The 17,563-nt window shown below is 56.8% G+C and carries 13 protein-coding genes and 1 pseudogene; 9 read left to right on the forward strand and 5 right to left on the reverse strand.

The window, feature by feature from the left end; translation table 11 throughout:
- Window positions 1–13: 13 nt before the first annotated feature.
- Window positions 14–544 (reverse strand): RNA 2',3'-cyclic phosphodiesterase, encoded by a 531-nt coding sequence (thpR, locus tag AOY24_RS19135; protein ID WP_042997886.1) that lies wholly within the window; start codon window positions 542–544, stop codon window positions 14–16.
- Window positions 545–617: 73 nt separating this feature from the next.
- On the opposite strand from thpR, the gene hrpB reads away from it, so the two are divergent.
- The 6 genes from hrpB to fhuB all read left to right on the forward strand — a co-directional run bounded on the left by hrpB (window position 618) and on the right by fhuB (window position 11,873).
- Complete coding sequence (hrpB, locus tag AOY24_RS19140) at window positions 618–3,047, forward strand: ATP-dependent helicase HrpB (RefSeq protein WP_054177175.1); 2,430 nt, start codon at window positions 618–620, stop codon at window positions 3,045–3,047.
- A 124-nt stretch (window positions 3,048–3,171) separates the two neighbouring features.
- Window positions 3,172–5,700 (forward strand): bifunctional glycosyl transferase/transpeptidase, encoded by a 2,529-nt coding sequence (gene mrcB, locus AOY24_RS19145; RefSeq protein ID WP_054177176.1) that lies wholly within the window; start codon window positions 3,172–3,174, stop codon window positions 5,698–5,700.
- 281 nt (window positions 5,701–5,981) lie between these two features.
- Window positions 5,982–8,159: a ferrichrome porin FhuA gene (gene fhuA / locus AOY24_RS19150; protein WP_054177177.1), complete on the forward strand. Its 2,178-nt coding sequence runs from the start codon at window positions 5,982–5,984 to the stop codon at window positions 8,157–8,159.
- A gap of 47 nt (window positions 8,160–8,206) precedes the next feature.
- Window positions 8,207–9,004, forward strand: coding sequence for a Fe3+-hydroxamate ABC transporter ATP-binding protein FhuC (gene fhuC, locus AOY24_RS19155; protein ID WP_044255394.1), 798 nt, complete (start codon window positions 8,207–8,209; stop codon window positions 9,002–9,004).
- On the forward strand, window positions 9,004–9,894 hold the full coding sequence (gene fhuD, locus AOY24_RS19160; protein ID WP_042997881.1) for a Fe(3+)-hydroxamate ABC transporter substrate-binding protein FhuD: 891 nt from the start codon (window positions 9,004–9,006) through the stop codon (window positions 9,892–9,894). The genes fhuC and fhuD overlap by 1 nt, the downstream gene beginning before the upstream one ends.
- Entirely contained in the window at window positions 9,891–11,873 is a 1,983-nt protein-coding gene (fhuB, locus tag AOY24_RS19165) for a Fe(3+)-hydroxamate ABC transporter permease FhuB (protein ID WP_044328511.1), read from the forward strand. The genes fhuD and fhuB overlap by 4 nt, the downstream gene beginning before the upstream one ends.
- A 111-nt stretch (window positions 11,874–11,984) precedes the next feature.
- Here fhuB and hemL read toward each other — a convergent pair whose 3' ends face one another.
- The gene (hemL, locus tag AOY24_RS19170) at window positions 11,985–13,265 is read right to left on the reverse strand and encodes a glutamate-1-semialdehyde 2,1-aminomutase (RefSeq protein ID WP_042997879.1); all 1,281 of its coding nucleotides are present in this window, start codon (window positions 13,263–13,265) and stop codon (window positions 11,985–11,987) included.
- Window positions 13,266–13,433: 168 nt separating this feature from the next.
- On the opposite strand from hemL, the gene clcA reads away from it, so the two are divergent.
- The 3 genes and pseudogenes from clcA (at window position 13,434) to erpA (ending at window position 15,281) form a co-directional block, all read left to right on the forward strand.
- Window positions 13,434–14,855 (forward strand): H(+)/Cl(-) exchange transporter ClcA, encoded by a 1,422-nt coding sequence (gene clcA, locus AOY24_RS19175; protein WP_054177178.1) that lies wholly within the window; start codon window positions 13,434–13,436, stop codon window positions 14,853–14,855.
- 31 nt (window positions 14,856–14,886) lie between these two features.
- Window positions 14,887–14,940, forward strand: a pseudogene (yadW, locus tag AOY24_RS25670) (small protein YadW); the annotation flags it as partial.
- Complete coding sequence (gene erpA, locus AOY24_RS19180) at window positions 14,937–15,281, forward strand: iron-sulfur cluster insertion protein ErpA (protein ID WP_042997877.1); 345 nt, start codon at window positions 14,937–14,939, stop codon at window positions 15,279–15,281. The pseudogene yadW and the gene erpA, both read left to right, overlap by 4 nt.
- Window positions 15,282–15,347: 66 nt before the next feature.
- Here the strand turns inward: erpA and AOY24_RS19185 are convergent, their stop codons facing one another.
- Genes AOY24_RS19185 through mtnN form a run of 3 tightly spaced genes read right to left on the reverse strand, consistent with a single transcriptional unit; the run spans window position 15,348 to window position 17,499 of the window.
- Window positions 15,348–15,971 (reverse strand): TRIC cation channel family protein, encoded by a 624-nt coding sequence (locus AOY24_RS19185; protein WP_042997876.1) that lies wholly within the window; start codon window positions 15,969–15,971, stop codon window positions 15,348–15,350.
- Between the two features lie 36 nt (window positions 15,972–16,007).
- Window positions 16,008–16,808, reverse strand: a complete 801-nt coding sequence (btuF, locus tag AOY24_RS19190; RefSeq protein ID WP_054177179.1) for a vitamin B12 ABC transporter substrate-binding protein BtuF — start codon at window positions 16,806–16,808, stop codon at window positions 16,008–16,010.
- Complete coding sequence (mtnN, locus tag AOY24_RS19195; protein ID WP_044255386.1) at window positions 16,801–17,499, reverse strand: 5'-methylthioadenosine/S-adenosylhomocysteine nucleosidase; 699 nt, start codon at window positions 17,497–17,499, stop codon at window positions 16,801–16,803. The genes btuF and mtnN overlap by 8 nt, the downstream gene beginning before the upstream one ends.
- Window positions 17,500–17,563: the final 64 nt, after the last annotated feature.

Genomic DNA, 17,563 nt, shown 5'->3' on the forward strand with positions numbered 1-17,563 from the left:
CGCATTTCCTTAATTAGTCGCTGAGCGTCCAGCGCTGAAGTTCCGTATAACGCGTGCGACCGCGTGCAAAGGTCGAGGCATAGAGGGTAAATTCCGTCACCGGAAAGGACCAGCAAAAGCCCGGCGGCGGGATCGCCACCGCATGGCTTGCATCGCGCAGTAGCGTGACGTGAGGGTGAAACGGCTGCGGACTCTGATAACAACCGCTGCGCGCCGCCTGGGCTCGCAGCATATTGGCCAGTTGCAGCAGCCCACGTGGGGACTGACGCGTCCCCAGCCAGACCACACGAGAGCGTAACCACTGCCCGGCATCATCGAGATTGAGCGTAAAACCCGGCTGGCGAATGCGTCCGGCAAGGGCGATCAGCGCCTGTTGTTTGTCTGCGCTCACATCGCCTAAAAACGCCAGCGTTAAATGCAGATTTTCGGCCGCGACCGGTCGCCCCGCTTCAGGGGGGAAATGCGCCGCTCGCCACTGTATTATCTCTTCGCGCACGGTGGTGGGGAGTTCGAGGGCAAAAAACAGCCGTTTCGGCTCAGACATCTTAGGTACTCGGTTATGAATTAACGCGATGCTACAATGCGGCGCGAAGAATGTTAACCCTCTGGAGCCATTTGTGACGTCGTTACCTGTTGCCGCTGTACTGCCTGAATTGCTTACCGCTCTGGATTCTGCGCCGCAGGTTCTGCTGAGCGCGCCGACGGGTGCCGGTAAGTCAACCTGGTTACCGCTACAGTTTCTGGCACATAAAGGGTTCGAAGGGCGGATTATCCTGCTGGAACCGCGTCGTCTGGCGGCACGAAACGTGGCGCAAAGGCTTGCGGAACTGCTCAATGAAAAGCCCGGTGAGACGGTCGGTTACCGGATGCGATCGCAATCCTGCGTCGGGCCAGCAACACGGCTTGAGGTGGTTACCGAAGGGGTTCTGACGCGTATGATCCAGCGTGACCCGGAACTCAGTGGCGTTGGGCTGGTGATCCTCGATGAATTTCACGAACGCAGTTTGCAGGCGGATCTCGCACTGGCGCTGCTGCTGGATGTGCAGCAAGGGCTGCGCGACGATCTCAAACTGTTGATTATGTCCGCCACGCTGGATAACGATCGCCTGCAACAGTGCCTGCCGGATGCGCCGGTGATCGTTTCCGAAGGGCGCGCCTTTCCCGTTGAGCGGCGTTATCAACCGCTGGCGTCGCAATTGCGTTTCGACGAAGCCGTGGCGGTCGCCTGCGCCGAGCTGCTGCGCAGAGAGCCAGGCTCGCTGCTGCTGTTTCTACCCGGTGTCGGGGAGATCCTGCGCGTACAGGAGCAATTAAGTACGCGAGTCGGCAGCGATGTGCTGCTGTGTCCGCTGTATGGCGCGCTGTCGCTCAACGATCAGCGCAAAGCGATTTTGCCGGCCCCGGACGGGATGCGCAAAGTTGTGTTGGCAACCAATATTGCGGAAACCAGTCTGACCATTGAGGGGATTCGACTGGTGGTGGATTGCGCGCAGGAGCGGGTGGCGCGGTTTGATGCGCGAACCGGGTTGACCCGGCTTATCACTCAGCGCATTAGCCAGGCCTCAATGACCCAGCGCGCCGGGCGTGCCGGGCGTCTGGAGCCGGGGATTTGTCTGCATCTGCTGGCGAAAGAGCAGGCGGAACGCGCGGCAGCACAGGGGGATCCTGAGATGTTGCACAGCGATCTCTCCGGTTTGCTGATGGAGTTGTTGCAGTGGGGATGTCGCGATCCCGCGCAACTCACCTGGCTGGATCTGCCACCCGCCGTCAACGTACAGGCGGCGAAACGATTACTGCACATGCTGGGCGCGCTGGATGACGAGCAGCTCAGTGCGATAGGGCAAAAAATGGCGGCGTTGGGTAACGATCCGCGCCTGGCCGCGATGCTAGTCAGTGCTGCCACGCCCGACGATGCAGCTACGGCAGCAAAGCTGGCAGCCATTCTTGAGGAGCCGCCGCGGATGGGCAATACCGATCTGGGAGTGGCGTTTTCCCGCCATCAGCCTGCCTGGCAGCAGCGCAGTCAGCAACTTCTCAAACGTCTGAATGTTCGTAACGGCGAAGCGGATGCGTCGCGCATCGCCCCACTGCTGGCCCAGGCCTTTGCCGATCGCATCGCGCGTCGACGCAGCCAGGACGGGCGTTATCAACTGGCGAACGGTATGGGCGCGGCGCTGGATGTCGATGATGCGCTGGGGCGGCACGAATGGTTGATTGCGCCTCTGTTGCTGCAGGGGAGCGCGTCGCCGGATGCGCGGATCCTGCTGGCGCTGCCGCTCGATATCGACGCGCTTATCTCGCGTTGTCCTGAACTGCTACAGCAGTCTGATACCATTGAGTGGGATGAGGCGCAGGGGACGCTGAAAGCCTGGCGTAGAATGCGGATAGGCGAACTGACGGTTAAAGTCCAGCCGCTGGCAAAACCGTCTGAAGACGAGTTGCATCTGGCGATGCTTAACGGTATCCGCGATAAAGGCCTGAGCGTGCTCAACTGGACGCCTGCGGCAGAACAACTGCGGTTACGTTTGCATTGTGCGGCGAAATGGCTGCCGGAGTATGATTGGCCTGCGGTGGACGACAGGACATTGCTGGCCACGCTGGAGAACTGGCTGCTGCCGCATATGAGCGGCGTGCATTCGCTGCGCGGCCTGAAATCGTTGGATGTTCACCAGGCATTGAGCGGATTACTGAATTATTCCCTGCAGCAACGTCTGGTGAGTTCGTTACCCACACATTACACTGTGCCGACGGGAAGTCGGATAGCCATTCGTTATCACGAAGATAACCCGCCGGCGCTGGCGGTCAGAATGCAGGAGATGTTTGGCGAGGCCAAAACGCCGACTATTGCGGAGGGCCGCGTGCCACTGGTGCTGGAGCTCTTATCCCCCGCGCAGCGACCGTTGCAGATTACTCAGGATTTGGCCGCGTTCTGGCAAGGGTCGTATCGCGACGTGCAAAAAGAGATGAAAGGGCGCTACCCCAAACATGTCTGGCCGGACGATCCGGCGAACACGGCGCCGACGCGGCGAACCAAAAAGTATTCGTAGGCCGGATAAGGCGTTTATGCCGCATCCGGCAAAAGAGCAGTAAAATTGAGAGATTTCTTCTTCTGTCTTCTGACGGAAGAACAGAGAATCAGGCCTTTGCGCCTGAATGTTGCGGAGAAAAAGCATGGCCGGGAATGACCGCGAGCCAATTGGACGCAAAGGGAAACCCACGCGTCCGGTGAAACAAAAGGTGAGCCGTCGCCAACTCAGAGATGATGAGTACGACGACGAATATGATGATGACTATGAGGATGAAGAACCGATGCCGCGTAAAGGTAAAGGCAGAGGGCGTAAGCCTCGTGGTAAGCGCGGCTGGTTGTGGCTGCTGCTGAAAATTGCGATTGTTTTTGCGGTACTGCTTGCCATTTACGGCGTCTATCTGGATCAAAAAATCCGTAGCCGTATCGATGGCAAGGTCTGGCAGTTGCCGGCGGCGGTATATGGCCGGATGGTCAACCTTGAGCCGGAAATGTCGGTCAGCAAAAACGAAATGGTTAAACTGCTGGAAGCCACCCAGTACCGTCAGGTCAGCAAAATGACGCGTCCTGGCGAGTTTACCGTGCAGGCGAACAGTATTGAGATGATCCGCCGTCCGTTTGATTTCCCGGACAGCAAGGAGGGTCAGGTGCGCGCGCGTCTGACGTTCGATGGCGGCCGCCTGGATACCATTGTCAACATGGACAACAACCGCCAGTTCGGTTTCTTCCGTCTCGATCCGCGTTTGATTACCATGCTGTCGTCGCCAAACGGTGAACAGCGTCTGTTTGTCCCGCGTAGTGGCTTCCCGGATCTGCTGGTGGATACGCTGCTGGCGACGGAAGACCGTCATTTCTATGAACATGACGGGGTGAGTCTGTACTCCATCGGTCGCGCGGTGCTGGCGAACCTGACCGCCGGACGCACGGTACAGGGGGCAAGTACCCTGACCCAACAGCTGGTGAAAAACCTGTTCCTCTCCAGCGAACGTTCGTACTGGCGTAAGGCTAACGAAGCCTATATGGCGCTGCTGATGGATGCGCGCTACAGCAAAGATCGTATTCTTGAGCTGTATATGAACGAGGTGTATCTCGGTCAGAGCGGTGATAATGAGATCCGTGGATTCCCGCTGGCGAGCCTGTACTACTTTGGCCGTCCGGTAGAGGAACTGAGCCTTGATCAGCAGGCGCTGCTGGTAGGGATGGTGAAAGGGGCCTCAATCTACAACCCCTGGCGCAACCCGAAACTGGCGCTTGAACGTCGTAACCTGGTGCTGCGCCTGCTGCAACAACAACAGGTGATCGATCAGGAACTCTACGACATGCTGAGCGCGCGTCCGTTAGGCGTGCAGCCGCGCGGTGGGGTGATCTCACCACAGCCCGCGTTTATGCAGATGGTGCGTCAGGAGTTGCAGGCGAAGCTGGGTGATAAAGTAAAAGATCTCTCCGGCGTGAAGATCTTCACCACCTTTGACTCTGTCGCCCAGGATGCCGCTGAGAAAGCCGCCGTTGATGGCATTCCGGAACTGAAGAAACAGCGCAAACTGAGCGATCTTGAAACGGCGATTGTAGTGGTAGACCGCTTCAGTGGCGAAGTCCGCGCTATGGTCGGCGGCGCTGAGCCGCAGTTTGCAGGCTATAACCGCGCGATGCAGGCACGTCGCTCGATTGGTTCACTGGCCAAACCGGCAACCTATCTGACCGCGCTGAGCCAGCCGAAAATCTATCGCCTGAACACCTGGATTGCCGATGCGCCGATTGCGCTGCGTCAACCAAACGGCCAGGTGTGGTCGCCGCAGAACGATGACCGTCGCTACAGCGAAAGCGGAAAAGTGATGCTGGTGGATGCGTTGACGCGTTCTATGAACGTGCCGACGGTCAATCTGGGGATGGCGCTTGGCTTGCCGGCTGTCACCGACACCTGGCTGAAGCTGGGCGTGCCGAAAGAGCAGTTGCATCCGGTTCCGGCTATGCTGCTGGGGGCACTGAACCTGACGCCGATCGAAGTGGCACAGGCGTTCCAGACGATCGCCAGCGGCGGTAATCGTGCGCCGCTTTCCGCGCTGCGTTCGGTCATCGCTGAAGACGGCACTGTGCTGTATCAGAGCTTCCCGCAGGCGGAGCGTGCCGTTCCGGCGCAGGCCGCCTATATGACGCTGTGGACGATGCAGCAGGTGGTGCAGCGTGGTACTGGTCGTCAGCTGGGCGCGAAGTACCCGAATCTGCATCTGGCGGGTAAAACCGGGACCACCAACAACAACGTCGATACCTGGTTTGCCGGTATTGACGGTAGTCAGGTGACCATCACCTGGGTGGGTCGCGATAACAACCAGCCGACGAAGCTGTACGGGGCGAGCGGGGCGATGTCGATTTATCAGCGCTATCTGGCTAACCAGACGCCAACGCCGCTCACGCTGACGCCACCGGAAGATATTGCGGAGATGGGCGTCGACTATGACGGCAACTTTGTCTGCAGTGGCGGTATGCGCACGTTGCCAGTCTGGACCTCCGATCCCGACTCGCTCTGCCAGCAGGGCGAAATGATGCAGCAGCCGACCGGGAACCCGTTCGATCAATCCTCTCAGCCACAGCAACCGCAGCAACAGCCGCCGAAGGAAGAGAAGAAAGACAGCGATGGCGTGGCGGGATGGATTAAGGATATGTTTGGCGGTAACTAACCGCCGTGCCGGATGGCGCTTCGTTTATCCGGCCTACCGGCTCATGCAGGTTTTGGGTGGTAGGCCGGATAAGGCGTTTTCGCCGCCATCCGGCAATGCCTTCACAGAAACATTTCCGGCTTCTTTTTAACCCTTTCTTTTCATCTGGATATTTCTTAACCCCTCAGTTTTGGTAGGGACGCGTATCGCTTGCTATCGCGGCCGCGTTTCGAATATTATTCTGCCGTCATAATAATAATTCTCGTTTACGTTATCATTCACTTTCCATCAGAGATATACCAATGGCGCGTCAAAAAACTGCTCAGCCAAAACACTCGCTGCGTAAAATCGCAGTCGTAGTAGCCACAGCGGTTAGCGGCATGTCTGTCTATGCACAGGCGGCGGTTGAACCGAAAAAAGAAGACACTATCACCGTCACTGCGGCTCCTGCTCCGCAGGAAAGTGCATGGGGACCATCTCCGACCATTGCCGCGAAGCGCTCCGCCACTGCAACCAAAACTGATACGCCTATCGAAAAGACTCCGCAGTCTGTTTCGGTAGTGACGCGTGAAGAAATGGATATGCATCAGCCTGGGTCGGTGAAAGAGGCTTTAGCCTATACGCCCGGCGCAGCTGTTTCTACACGTGGCGCTTCCAGTACTTATGATTTCGTTATCATTCGTGGCTTCTACACCCCTGGTCCGACCCCGAACAATTACCTTGATGGTATTAAACTACAGGGTGATTACTACAGTTCTGCCGTTGTTGACCCTTACATGCTTGAACGTGTAGAGATGATGCGTGGGCCAACTTCTGTTCTTTATGGGAAAAGTAACCCAGGTGGCCTGATCTCTATGGTCAGCAAAAGCCCAACATCAGAGCCGTTAAAAGAAATTCAGTTCAAAATGGGGACAGATAATCTGTTCCAGACCGGTTTTGATTTCAGCGATTCTCTGGATGATGACGGCGTCTATTCCTATCGTTTAACAGGGCTGGCGCGTTCTAATGACGAACAACAGGATTTCGCGAAGCAGAAGCGCTATGCCATTGCGCCGGTGTTTAGCTGGAAACCTGATGAAAGAACTAATCTGACGTTGCGTGCAAACATTCAGAATGAACCTTCAACGGGTTATTACGGATGGTTGCCGAAAGAAGGTACTGTGGTTCCGTTGCCTGATGGTTCCCGTTTGCCAGTAAGCTTTACTGACTACGCTCCGAACAATACTTATTCACGTTATGAGCGTATGGTTGGCTACAGCTTTGAACACAGTTTTGATGATACTTTCACTGTGCGCCAAAATTTACGCTATAGCCAAATTAAGACATCCCAGCAGAGCGTGTACGGTTTTGGTGCTGTGGGTAATCAATTGACCCGCTCAAGCATCGTAGCCAATGAACGCTACAATGATTTCGGCGTGGATACCCAGTTGGAAAGCAAGTTCGCGACGGGAGACGTCGGACATACTTTGCTGACCGGTATCGACTATTCACGTTTGCGTAATGATATCGATAACGCCTACGGAACTGCACCGTCGTTAGATATGAATAACCCCGTGTATACGGATGTTGATTTCCCGGACGCGAAACCGTTCCAGCTCAATACCCAGCACCAAACTGGTGTGTATGTCCAGGATCAACTGGAATGGAATAAATGGGTTGCAACATTGGGAGGTCGTTATGACTGGTCCCAGCAGGCAACAACCATTCGTGCCAGCAATCAGAAAGTTGAACGTAACGATGAGCAATTCACCTGGCGTGGTGGGATAAACTATCTCTTTGACAACGGTATTACACCGTACTTTAGCTACAGCGAATCTTTCGAGCCGAACCCATCTAAAGCGTGGGCTGCAACACCTGCTGACAACGTTGCTTATGCGCCGTCAAAAGGCAAGCAATATGAAGCTGGTGTGAAATATGTTCCAAAAGATCTGCCGGTTGTTGTTACTGCTGCTGTGTATGAGCTGACAAAAACAAATAACCTGACCACCGATCCGCTGAATCCGTTTGCACAGGTTCCAGCCGGTGAAATACGTTCTCGTGGCGTTGAGTTAGAAGCGAAAGCCGCAGTGAATGCGAACATTAACGTGACAGCGTCTTATACGTATACCGATGCTGAATATACGGAAGACACGTCGCTTAAAGGTAAAACGCCTGTTCAAGTACCAAAAAATATGGCTTCTCTGTGGGGCGATTACACCTTCAATGAAGGCCCGCTGTCTGGTTTAACTCTGGGAACAGGTGGTCGTTATGTCGGTTCCAGCTATGGTGATCCAGCGAACTCCTTCAAAGTGGGTAGTTCAACAGTGATGGATGCTGTCGTTAAATACGATCTCGCACGCCTGGGTATGGCGGGTTCTAGCGTTGCAGTTAACGTTACCAACCTGTTTGACCGCGAATACGTCGCCAGCTGCTTTAACACCTATGGCTGCTTCTGGGGCGCGGAACGTCAGGTCGTTGCTACCGCAACCTTCCGTTTCTAATTTTTCTTTGGGCACGCATTGCGTGCCCGCTTTACAAGTTGGCCGCTATGCAGGAACAGACTCATCATCCCGATACCACGTTTGCACTGCGTGATGTCTCCTTTCGCGTGCCAGGTCGCACGCTTCTGCACCCTCTGTCGTTAACTTTTCCCGTCGGTAAAGTGACTGGCCTGATTGGTCACAATGGTTCAGGTAAATCCACGTTGTTAAAAATGTTGGGTCGCCATCAGCCGCCGTCAGAAGGGGATATCCTGCTCGATGCGCAACCGCTGAACAGTTGGAACAGCAAAGCGTTTGCCCGTAAGGTGGCGTATTTACCGCAGCAGTTGCCGCAGGCGGAAGGGATGACCGTACGTGAACTGGTGGCGATTGGTCGCTATCCGTGGCACGGGGCGCTGGGCCGTTTTGGCGTCGCGGACAGAGAAAAAGTGGAAGAGGCGATCGCGCTGGTAGGGTTAAAACCCCTGGCGCATCGTCTGGTCGACAGTCTTTCCGGCGGTGAACGTCAGCGCGCGTGGATTGCGATGCTGGTGGCGCAGGACAGTCGCTGTCTGCTGCTCGATGAACCCACCTCGGCGCTGGATATTGCCCACCAGGTGGATGTGCTGGCGCTGGTTCATCGACTCAGCCAGGAGCGTGGCCTGACGGTGATCGCTGTGCTGCATGATATCAACATGGCTGCCCGCTACTGTGACTACTTAGTCGCCTTGCGCGGGGGCGAAATGATTGCCCAGGGAACGCCCGCCGACCTGATGCGTAGCGAAACCCTGGAACGTATTTATGGCATCCCGATGGGGATCCTGCCGCATCCGGCAGGCGCTGCACCTGTGAGTTTTGTGTATTGATGAGCGGCTTACACCACATAACACGTCGTCGTTTATTAACGGCGATGGCACTTTCCCCGCTGCTCTGGCAGATGAAACCGGCGCGCGCGGCCGCTGTCGATCCACATCGTATCGTGGCGCTGGAGTGGCTGCCGGTCGAGCTGTTGCTGGCGCTTGGCGTGACGCCCTATGGCGTGGCAGACATTCCTAACTACCGCCTGTGGGTGAATGAACCGCCGCTGCCAGCATCGGTGATTGATGTCGGATTACGCACTGAGCCGAACCTTGAGCTGCTGACCGAAATGAAACCCTCCTATATGTTCTGGTCGACAGGGTACGGCCCTTCTCCCGAAACGCTGGCGCGAATTGCGCCCGGACGTGGCTTCAACTTCAGCGATGGCAAACAGCCCTTAGCCGTGGCGCGTCGATCTCTGATCGATATGGCGCAGATGCTGAATCTGGAATCTGCAGCTGAGCGACATCTGGCGGAATACGACCAGTTTATTGCCAGCCGGAAATCGCGCTTTGTGCAGCGCGGAGAGCGCCCGCTGCTGTTGATCACTCTCCTCGATCCTCGCCATATGCTGGTTTTCGGCCCGAACTGCCTGTTCCAGGACGTGCTGGATGAATACGGGATTCGCAACGCCTGGCAGGGAGAAACCAATTTCTGGGGCAGTACGGTGGTCGGAATCGATCGCCTTGCAGCCTACAAAGATGCCGATGTGCTTTGCTTTGATCATGGGAATAACAAAGAGATGGCCACGCTGATGGCAACGCCGCTCTGGCAGGCGATGCCGTTCGTGCGTGAAGGGCGTTTCCAGCGCGTACCGCCCGTGTGGTTTTATGGCGCCACACTGTCGACCATGAATTTTGTCCGTATTCTGGATAATGCGCTGGGGGGCAAGGCGTGAGTCAACGTATTGCACGTTTCCCGGCGTTATTGCTGGCGCTGTTGTTTATCGTCGCCGTAGGGTTAACCTGGACGAATTTCACCGTTGCGCTGCCGCGTACCCAGTGGCAGCAGGCGCTGTGGTCACCGGATATCGACGTCATCGAGCAGATGATTTTCCATTACAGCCTTCTCCCTCGTCTGGTGATCTCCCTGCTGGTTGGGGCCGGGCTGGGTCTGGTTGGCGTGCTCTTTCAACAGGTGCTGCGTAACCCGCTGGCCGAACCGACCACGCTGGGCGTGGCGACCGGCGCACAGTTAGGGATGACGGTCACGACATTGTGGGCGATACCGGGCGTGATGGCCGGGCAGTTTGCCGCTCTGGCGGGCGCCTGTATTGTCGGGGCGCTGGTGTTTGGCGTCGCCTGGGGAAAACGACTTTCTCCCGTCACGCTGATCCTCGCCGGTCTGGTGGTCAGTCTGTACTGCGGGGCCATCAACCAACTGTTAGTCATCTTTCACCACGATCAGTTGCAGAGCATGTTCCTGTGGAGTACCGGAACGTTGACGCAAACTGACTGGGGCGGTGTGCAGCGTCTGTGGCCGCAGCTGCTGGGCGGCGTCATGCTCACTCTGTTGTTGTTGCGCCCGCTAACCCTGATGGGGCTGGATGATGGCGTTGCGCGCAACTTAGGGCTGGCGCTGTCGCTGGCGCGTCTGGCGGCGCTGACGCTGGCGATTGTACTTAGCGCGCTGCTGGTCAATGCGGTAGGGATTATCGGTTTTATCGGTCTGTTTGCGCCGCTGTTGGCGAAAATGCTGGGCGCGCGTCGTCTGCTGGCGCGCCTGATGCTGGCTCCGCTGATTGGGGCGCTGATTCTGTGGCTGTCCGATCAGGTTATTCTCTGGCTGACCCGCGTATGGATGGAAGTGTCCACCGGTTCTGTGACGGCACTGATCGGCGCACCGCTGCTGCTGTGGCTGCTACCGCGCCTGCGTAGTATGAGCGCGCCGGACATGAACGTCAGCGACCGGGTGACGACGGAACGTCAGCATGTGCTGGGTTATGCGCTGATCGGCGGCGTGCTGCTGTTGATCGGGGCATATGTCGCGCTGTCGCTGGGGCGTGACGCGCAGGGCTGGAGCTGGGCCAGCGGCGTGCAACTGGAAGAACTGATGCCCTGGCGCTGGCCGCGCATTCTGGCGGCGATGATCGCCGGGGTGATGCTGGCGGTGGCGGGGTGTATCATCCAGCGGCTGACCGGGAACCCGATGGCGAGTCCTGAGGTGCTGGGGATCAGCTCCGGCGCGGCGTTCGGCGTTGTGCTGATGCTGTTTCTGGTGCCGGGCGATGCGTTTGGCTGGCTGTTGCCCGCAGGGAGTCTCGGTGCTGCCGCCACGCTGTTGATCATTATGATTGCCGCCGGACGGGGAGGGTTCTCCCCCCACCGTATGCTGCTGGCCGGGATGGCGCTCAGCACGGCCTTCACCATGCTGCTGATGATGCTACAGGCAAGCGGCGATCCGCGCATGGCCGGGGTACTGACCTGGATCTCCGGTTCGACCTATAATGCGACGGGTCAGCAGGTGCTGCATACCGGGGTGGTGATGGCGATCCTGCTGGCGATCACGCCACTGTGCCGTCGCTGGTTGACGATTTTGCCGCTGGGCGGTGATACCGCCCGTGCAGTCGGTATCGCGCTGACACCGTCGCGGGTTGGCCTGCTGCTGCTGGCAGCCAGTCTGACGGCTGCCGCCACAATGACAATCGGCCCACTGAGTTTTGTCGGGCTGATGGCGCCGCATATCGCGCGGATGTTAGGTTTTCGTCGAACGATGCCGCATATTGTGATGTCGGCGCTGGCGGGAGGATTATTGCTCATCTTTGCCGACTGGTGCGGGCGGATGGTGCTGTTTCCGTATCAGATCCCGGCGGGGATACTCTCGACGTTTATCGGTGCGCCGTACTTTATTTATCTGTTACGTAAGCAGAGTCGTTGATTCGGATGTTTTTCGTGTAGGCCAGATAAGACGCTTCGCGTCGCCATCCGGCAATAAAAAAGCCGGGTGGCGGCTTCGCCTTACCCGGCCTACGGTTTAAAACGTACTCTGTTACAGCTTTGCAAACACCCGACGCGCGGCGTCGATAGTGTTATTGATGTCTTCCATGCTGTGCGCTACGGACATAAAGCCCGCTTCAAACGCGGATGGCGCAAGGTAAATCCCCTCGTCCAGCATCATGTGGAAGAAGCGCTTGAAGCGTTCCACGTCACAGGCCATCACGTCCTGATAGCAGGTGACAGTTTTCGCGTCGGTGAAGAAAATCCCGAACATGCCGCCAACGTGGTTAACGACCAGCGGGATCGCGGTTTCCTCTGCCGCTTCCAGCAGACCTTCCGCCAGGCGCGTCGTGAGTTCATCCAGCGTTTCGTGAATGCCCGGCTGCGCCACTTCGGTCAGACAGGCAAAACCGGCCGCCATGGCAATGGGATTGCCGGAGAGGGTGCCCGCCTGATAAACCGGGCCGGTCGGGGCCAGCGCGTCCATCACGTCGCGACGACCGCCGAACGCTCCTACAGGCATACCGCCGCCAATGATTTTGCCCAGACAGGTCAGATCCGGCACCACGCTGTAGTAATCCTGTGCGCCAGCCAGCGCCACGCGGAAGCCGGTCATCACTTCGTCGATAATCAGCAGCGCGCCGAACTCATCGCACAGTGCGCGCAGACCCGGCAGGAATTCCGGCAGCGGCGGGATGCAGTTCATATTGCCTGCCACTGGCTCAACGATGATACAGGCGATCTCCTGCGGGAACTGCTCGAACGCGGCACGCACGGAATTGAGATCGTTATAAGTACAGGTCAGGGTATGCTTTGCAAAATCTGCCGGCACGCCGGGAGAGTTCGGCTGGCCCAGCGTCAGTGCGCCGGAGCCGGCTTTTACCAGCAGACAGTCCGCGTGGCCGTGGTAGCAGCCTTCAAATTTGATGATCTTATCGCGGCCAGTGAAACCACGCGCCAGACGAATGGCGCTCATGGTCGCTTCGGTACCGGAGTTGACCATTCGTACCATGTCCATCGTCGGTACCAGTTCGGTCACAAGCTCCGCCATTTTGACTTCCATCTCGGTCGGCGCGCCAAAGCTCAGGCCGCGCTCAGCCGCTTCGATCACCGCGTTGCGGATCGCCGGATGGTTGTGTCCCAGCACCATCGGTCCCCAGGAGCCGACGTAATCGATATAGGCTTTGCCATCGACATCGTACAGATATGCGCCGTCCGCTTTTTCGATAAACAGCGGAGTACCACCCACGCCAGTAAAGGCGCGAACAGGGGAGTTAACGCCGCCGGGGATTAGCTCGCGTGCTGCGCTGTAGAGGTTTTCAGACTTACTCATGGATGGGTTCCTGGTTCGTAGAAAAAGTGAATGCCCGCTATTCTAGTTATTCAGAGAAGGTTATGAAAGTTTTGCGCATTTGAAACATTACGATTTGCAGGGGATTTTCGGGTAAGAGGCGAGTACAATGCCGCCTCTGCATTTGTATTACCAATTAATGATCATCTGATGAAGACAGAAACTCCCTCTTTTGAAGCACAGCAAATTGTGCGCTTACGGCGCAGGGACCAAATCCGTCGACTGCTGGAGCGAGATAAAACACCGCTGGCGATCTTAATGATGGCGGCAGTGGTGGGGACGCTTACCGGTCTGGCAGGCGTGGCGTTCGAAAAAGCGGTGAGCTGGGTGCAAAACCTGCGTATCGGTGCGCTAGTGAATGTGGCTGACCATCCGATGCTGCTCTGGCCGTTGGCGTTTATTCTCTCTGCATTACTGGCGATGGTCGGCTATTTTCTGGTGCGTAAATTTGCGCCGGAAGCTGGCGGGTCGGGGATCCCGGAGATCGAAGGGGCGCTGGAAGAGCTTCGCCCCGTCCGTTGGTGGCGTGTGTTGCCGGTGAAGTTTATCGGTGGGATGGGCACGCTGGGTGCAGGGATGGTGCTGGGACGCGAAGGGCCGACGGTACAAATCGGCGGAAATATTGGCCGCATGGTGCTGGATATCTTCCGCATGCGTAGCGCCGAGGCGCGCCACACGCTGTTGGCAACCGGGGCAGCGGCAGGGCTTTCTGCCGCCTTCAACGCACCGTTGGCGGGCATTCTGTTTATCATTGAGGAGATGCGCCCGCAGTTTCGCTATAACCTTATCTCGATCAAAGCCGTCTTTACCGGCGTGATCATGTCGAGCATTGTTTTCCGCATTTTCAACGGTGAATCGCCGATTATCGAAGTGGGGAAACTGTCCAACTCACCGGTCAATACGCTGTGGCTGTATCTGATCCTCGGGATGATTTTTGGCTGTGTAGGACCGGTTTTCAATAAGCTGGTGCTGCGTACTCAGGATATGTTCCAGCGCTTTCACCATGGAAACACCACTAAATGGGTGCTGATGGGCGGGGCGATTGGCGGTCTGTGTGGCATTTTGGGGCTGATTGAACCAGCGGCGGCTGGCGGCGGTTTTAACCTTATCCCTATTGCGGCGGCGGGCAATTTTAGCGTCGGACTGTTGCTGTTTATCTTTATCGCGCGAGTGATCACCACGTTGCTCTGTTTCTCTTCCGGTGCGCCCGGCGGGATCTTTGCGCCGATGCTGGCGCTGGGTACGTTGTTGGGCACCGCATTTGGTATGGCAGCAGCGGCAGGCTTTCCGCATTATCAGCTTGAGGCCGGAACGTTCGCCATTGCCGGAATGGGCGCGTTGCTGGCGGCATCGGTGCGCGCGCCGTTGACCGGGATTGTGCTGGTGCTGGAGATGACCGATAACTATCAGCTCATTTTGCCAATGATTATTACCTGTCTTGGCGCAACACTATTAGCACAATTCCTGGGCGGAAAACCGCTATACTCCACTATCCTTGCCCGCACGCTGGCGAAGCAGGAAGCGGAGCAGGCGGCAAAAAGTCAGACGACCACCGCTGGCGAGAATACTTGAATGAAATACCAGGGTATTAGATAATGGCGTTAATATTGGGTCAGAATTTGCCCAATTGCCGATGTCGTTTGGAGCAAAAATATGAGTGATGACGTAGCGCTGCCACTGCAATTTACTGAAGCAGCAGCCAATAAAGTAAAAAGCCTGATCGCGGACGAAGAAAACCCGAACCTGAAACTGCGTGTCTATATCACCGGTGGCGGTTGCAGCGGTTTCCAGTATGGTTTTACCTTTGATGACCAGGTCAACGAAGGCGATATGACCATCGAGAAACAGGGCGTTGGCCTGGTGGTTGACCCTATGAGCCTGCAGTATCTGGTCGGCGGTTCCGTTGACTACACCGAAGGTCTGGAAGGTTCTCGTTTTGTAGTTACCAACCCGAATGCGAAAAGCACCTGCGGGTGTGGCTCTTCCTTCAGCATCTGAGTGCTGTCTGTAATGCGCCCGGTAAGCGCAGGCGCTACCGGGCAAAGCGCCTAATCCGGCCTGGATTTAACGGCTATTCTCATCTAACGCAAATGTCGGCAGCTTCAGATGCCAGCGGATCGCCGCGAGGCGAATGACCAGCGTCACAACCATCCCCATCATACTGGCGGCTTCCAGCGGCATCGCGAAGGTGTAATACGCGGTTGCGTGGACAATACCGCCGATAATACAGGCCGTTGCGTAGATTTCCGTACGCAGGATCATCGGGATTTCTCGTGCCAGCACATCGCGAATAATACCGCCGCCCACGCCGGTGATGACACCCATACAGATAGCCACCAGCGGCCCCGTCCCAGCTATAAATGCTTTGTTGACGCCGATCCCGACAAACACCGCCAGGCCGACGGCGTCCAGCACCGGCAGCATCCATTTAGGCAAGCGTCTGGGCTGACGCACCAGCAGGATCGTCAACATGCTGGTGACCATCGCCACCACCAGATCGGTTGGGTCTTTAACCCAGAAAACGGGACCGTTATCTAATGCCATATCACGGATCGTCCCGCCGCCCACGGCGGTAACGACGCCCAATACCAGCACGCCAAACGGGTCCATACGCAGTTTCCCGGCCAGTAACACGCCAGAGATAGCAAATACTGCTGTGCCTACAATATCCAGCCAATAGACGAGCATGATCAAATCCTCACAACACACCTGTTGGGGCAGGCGCTAATTCACCAGGGAAAGCGCATTACAGAGTTGTTTTGCGGCGAGGATAATACGCGGGCTTGCGCGTTCAAACCAGTCACTGTTGAGAGGAATTACCGGAATTTGTAGTTGATCACCCCAGTATTGCTTAATTTTGAGAATTTCACCTGCATCGCCGGCGACAACGATCGCTTGCGGCGCGCGCGCCAGCACCTGTTCACGACTGACCTGCGGCCAGGGAACCCGACTGCCGGCAAAGATGTTTTCTCCCCCGCAGAGCTCAATAACCTCGTTTTGAATCGATCCTTTTCCGCTGGTAAAGGGCGGATTGATACCAAACTGCAAAAACACGCGTTTTTTCGTTTTGCCTGCATACTGAGATTTTAGCTGCGAATAGTCGTCCAGCAAGGTTTGCGCGGCGTGCTTTGCCATTTCGGGATGCGGGCTAAAGTCGGCCAGCTTCTGCAACGTGTCGGCAATCTGTTCGATGGTGACGGCATCGATCCACATGACCTTGATGCCCAGCGAGGAGAGTTGATTGACCTGTCGTTCGGCATTACCGCCGCGCCAGGCGAGGACCAGATCCGGCTTCAGCGCCACAATCCGTTCCAGATTCATGCCTTGCCAGGTCGAGATCTGCTCGATGCGTTGCGCCTGTGGCGGATAGTCTGAATAGCTGCTGACGCCAACGGGGGTGATCCCGGCGGCAAAGGCGAGTTCCGTGTTGGCGGGAGAGAGTGAAATCACGCGCGGTGCGGCATGCAGCCACACCGGGAGGGCTAACAGCAGGGCGACAAGCGCCCTGGAGAAGGATTTAGCCATGCGCCAGTTTCTGTACCAGCGATTCAACCATCAGCGTGGATTGCTTCGCGGCAACGGCCAGGAACTCATCAAAGCTGAGATGGGACTGCTGATCGGCAACGTCCGAGATCGCGCGGACCACCACAAACGGTACCTTGAAGTTATGGCAAACGTGCGCAATCGCGGTGGCTTCCATCTCAACGGCAATGGCCTGCGGGAAGTTGTGACGGATTTTCGCCAGCCCCACGGAGCCGTTAATAAAGGCATCGCCGCTGACAATCAAGCCGCGTACCGCGTTCAGGTTCAGCTCAGCGATGCAGGATTCCGCTGCGGCAATCAGTTTTTCATCGGCTTTAAAACCGGCCGGGCAGCCCGGCAGTTGGCCGAACTCATAACCAAATGCGGTGACGTCAGCGTCGTGATAGCGCGCTTCATCAGAGACCACAATGTCGCCCACTTTCAGGGTTGGAGCGAGGCCGCCTGCGGAACCGGTGTTAATAATGACGTCCGGCTTGCAGCGTTCAAGCAGCAGCGTAGCGCCCAGCGCCGCCGCCACTTTACCAATACCGGATTTCAGCAGCGCAACGTCGATTCCGTTAAGCTGACCGGTGTAAATTTCACAACCGCCCAGGGTGAGAGTTTGACGGTTTTCGATTTTGTCACGCAGCAGCGTAACCTCTTCTTCCATTGCACCAATGATGCCGATTTTCATAGATTTACTCGCGCCAGGTGAGATTTAAAGGCATAGTCTATCATGCGCTTAAGGCGAAGTGCAT

The organism is Citrobacter sp. CtB7.12 (assembly GCF_001297795.1).
GTDB lineage: Bacteria > Pseudomonadota > Gammaproteobacteria > Enterobacterales > Enterobacteriaceae > Citrobacter_A > Citrobacter_A amalonaticus.

Coding starts and splice junctions, on each gene's coding strand:
- thpR (WP_042997886.1), bottom strand. CDS start 544: ATGTCTGAGCCGAAACGGCTGTTTTTTGCCCTCGAACTCCCCACCACC.
- mrcB (WP_054177176.1), top strand. CDS start 3,172: ATGGCCGGGAATGACCGCGAGCCAATTGGACGCAAAGGGAAACCCACG.
- fhuA (WP_054177177.1), top strand. CDS start 5,982: ATGGCGCGTCAAAAAACTGCTCAGCCAAAACACTCGCTGCGTAAAATC.
- fhuC (WP_044255394.1), top strand. CDS start 8,207: ATGCAGGAACAGACTCATCATCCCGATACCACGTTTGCACTGCGTGAT.
- fhuD (WP_042997881.1), top strand. CDS start 9,004: ATGAGCGGCTTACACCACATAACACGTCGTCGTTTATTAACGGCGATG.
- hemL (WP_042997879.1), bottom strand. CDS start 13,265: ATGAGTAAGTCTGAAAACCTCTACAGCGCAGCACGCGAGCTAATCCCC.
- clcA (WP_054177178.1), top strand. CDS start 13,434: ATGAAGACAGAAACTCCCTCTTTTGAAGCACAGCAAATTGTGCGCTTA.
- erpA (WP_042997877.1), top strand. CDS start 14,937: ATGAGTGATGACGTAGCGCTGCCACTGCAATTTACTGAAGCAGCAGCC.
- AOY24_RS19185 (WP_042997876.1), bottom strand. CDS start 15,971: ATGCTCGTCTATTGGCTGGATATTGTAGGCACAGCAGTATTTGCTATC.
- btuF (WP_054177179.1), bottom strand. CDS start 16,808: ATGGCTAAATCCTTCTCCAGGGCGCTTGTCGCCCTGCTGTTAGCCCTC.
- mtnN (WP_044255386.1), bottom strand. CDS start 17,499: ATGAAAATCGGCATCATTGGTGCAATGGAAGAAGAGGTTACGCTGCTG.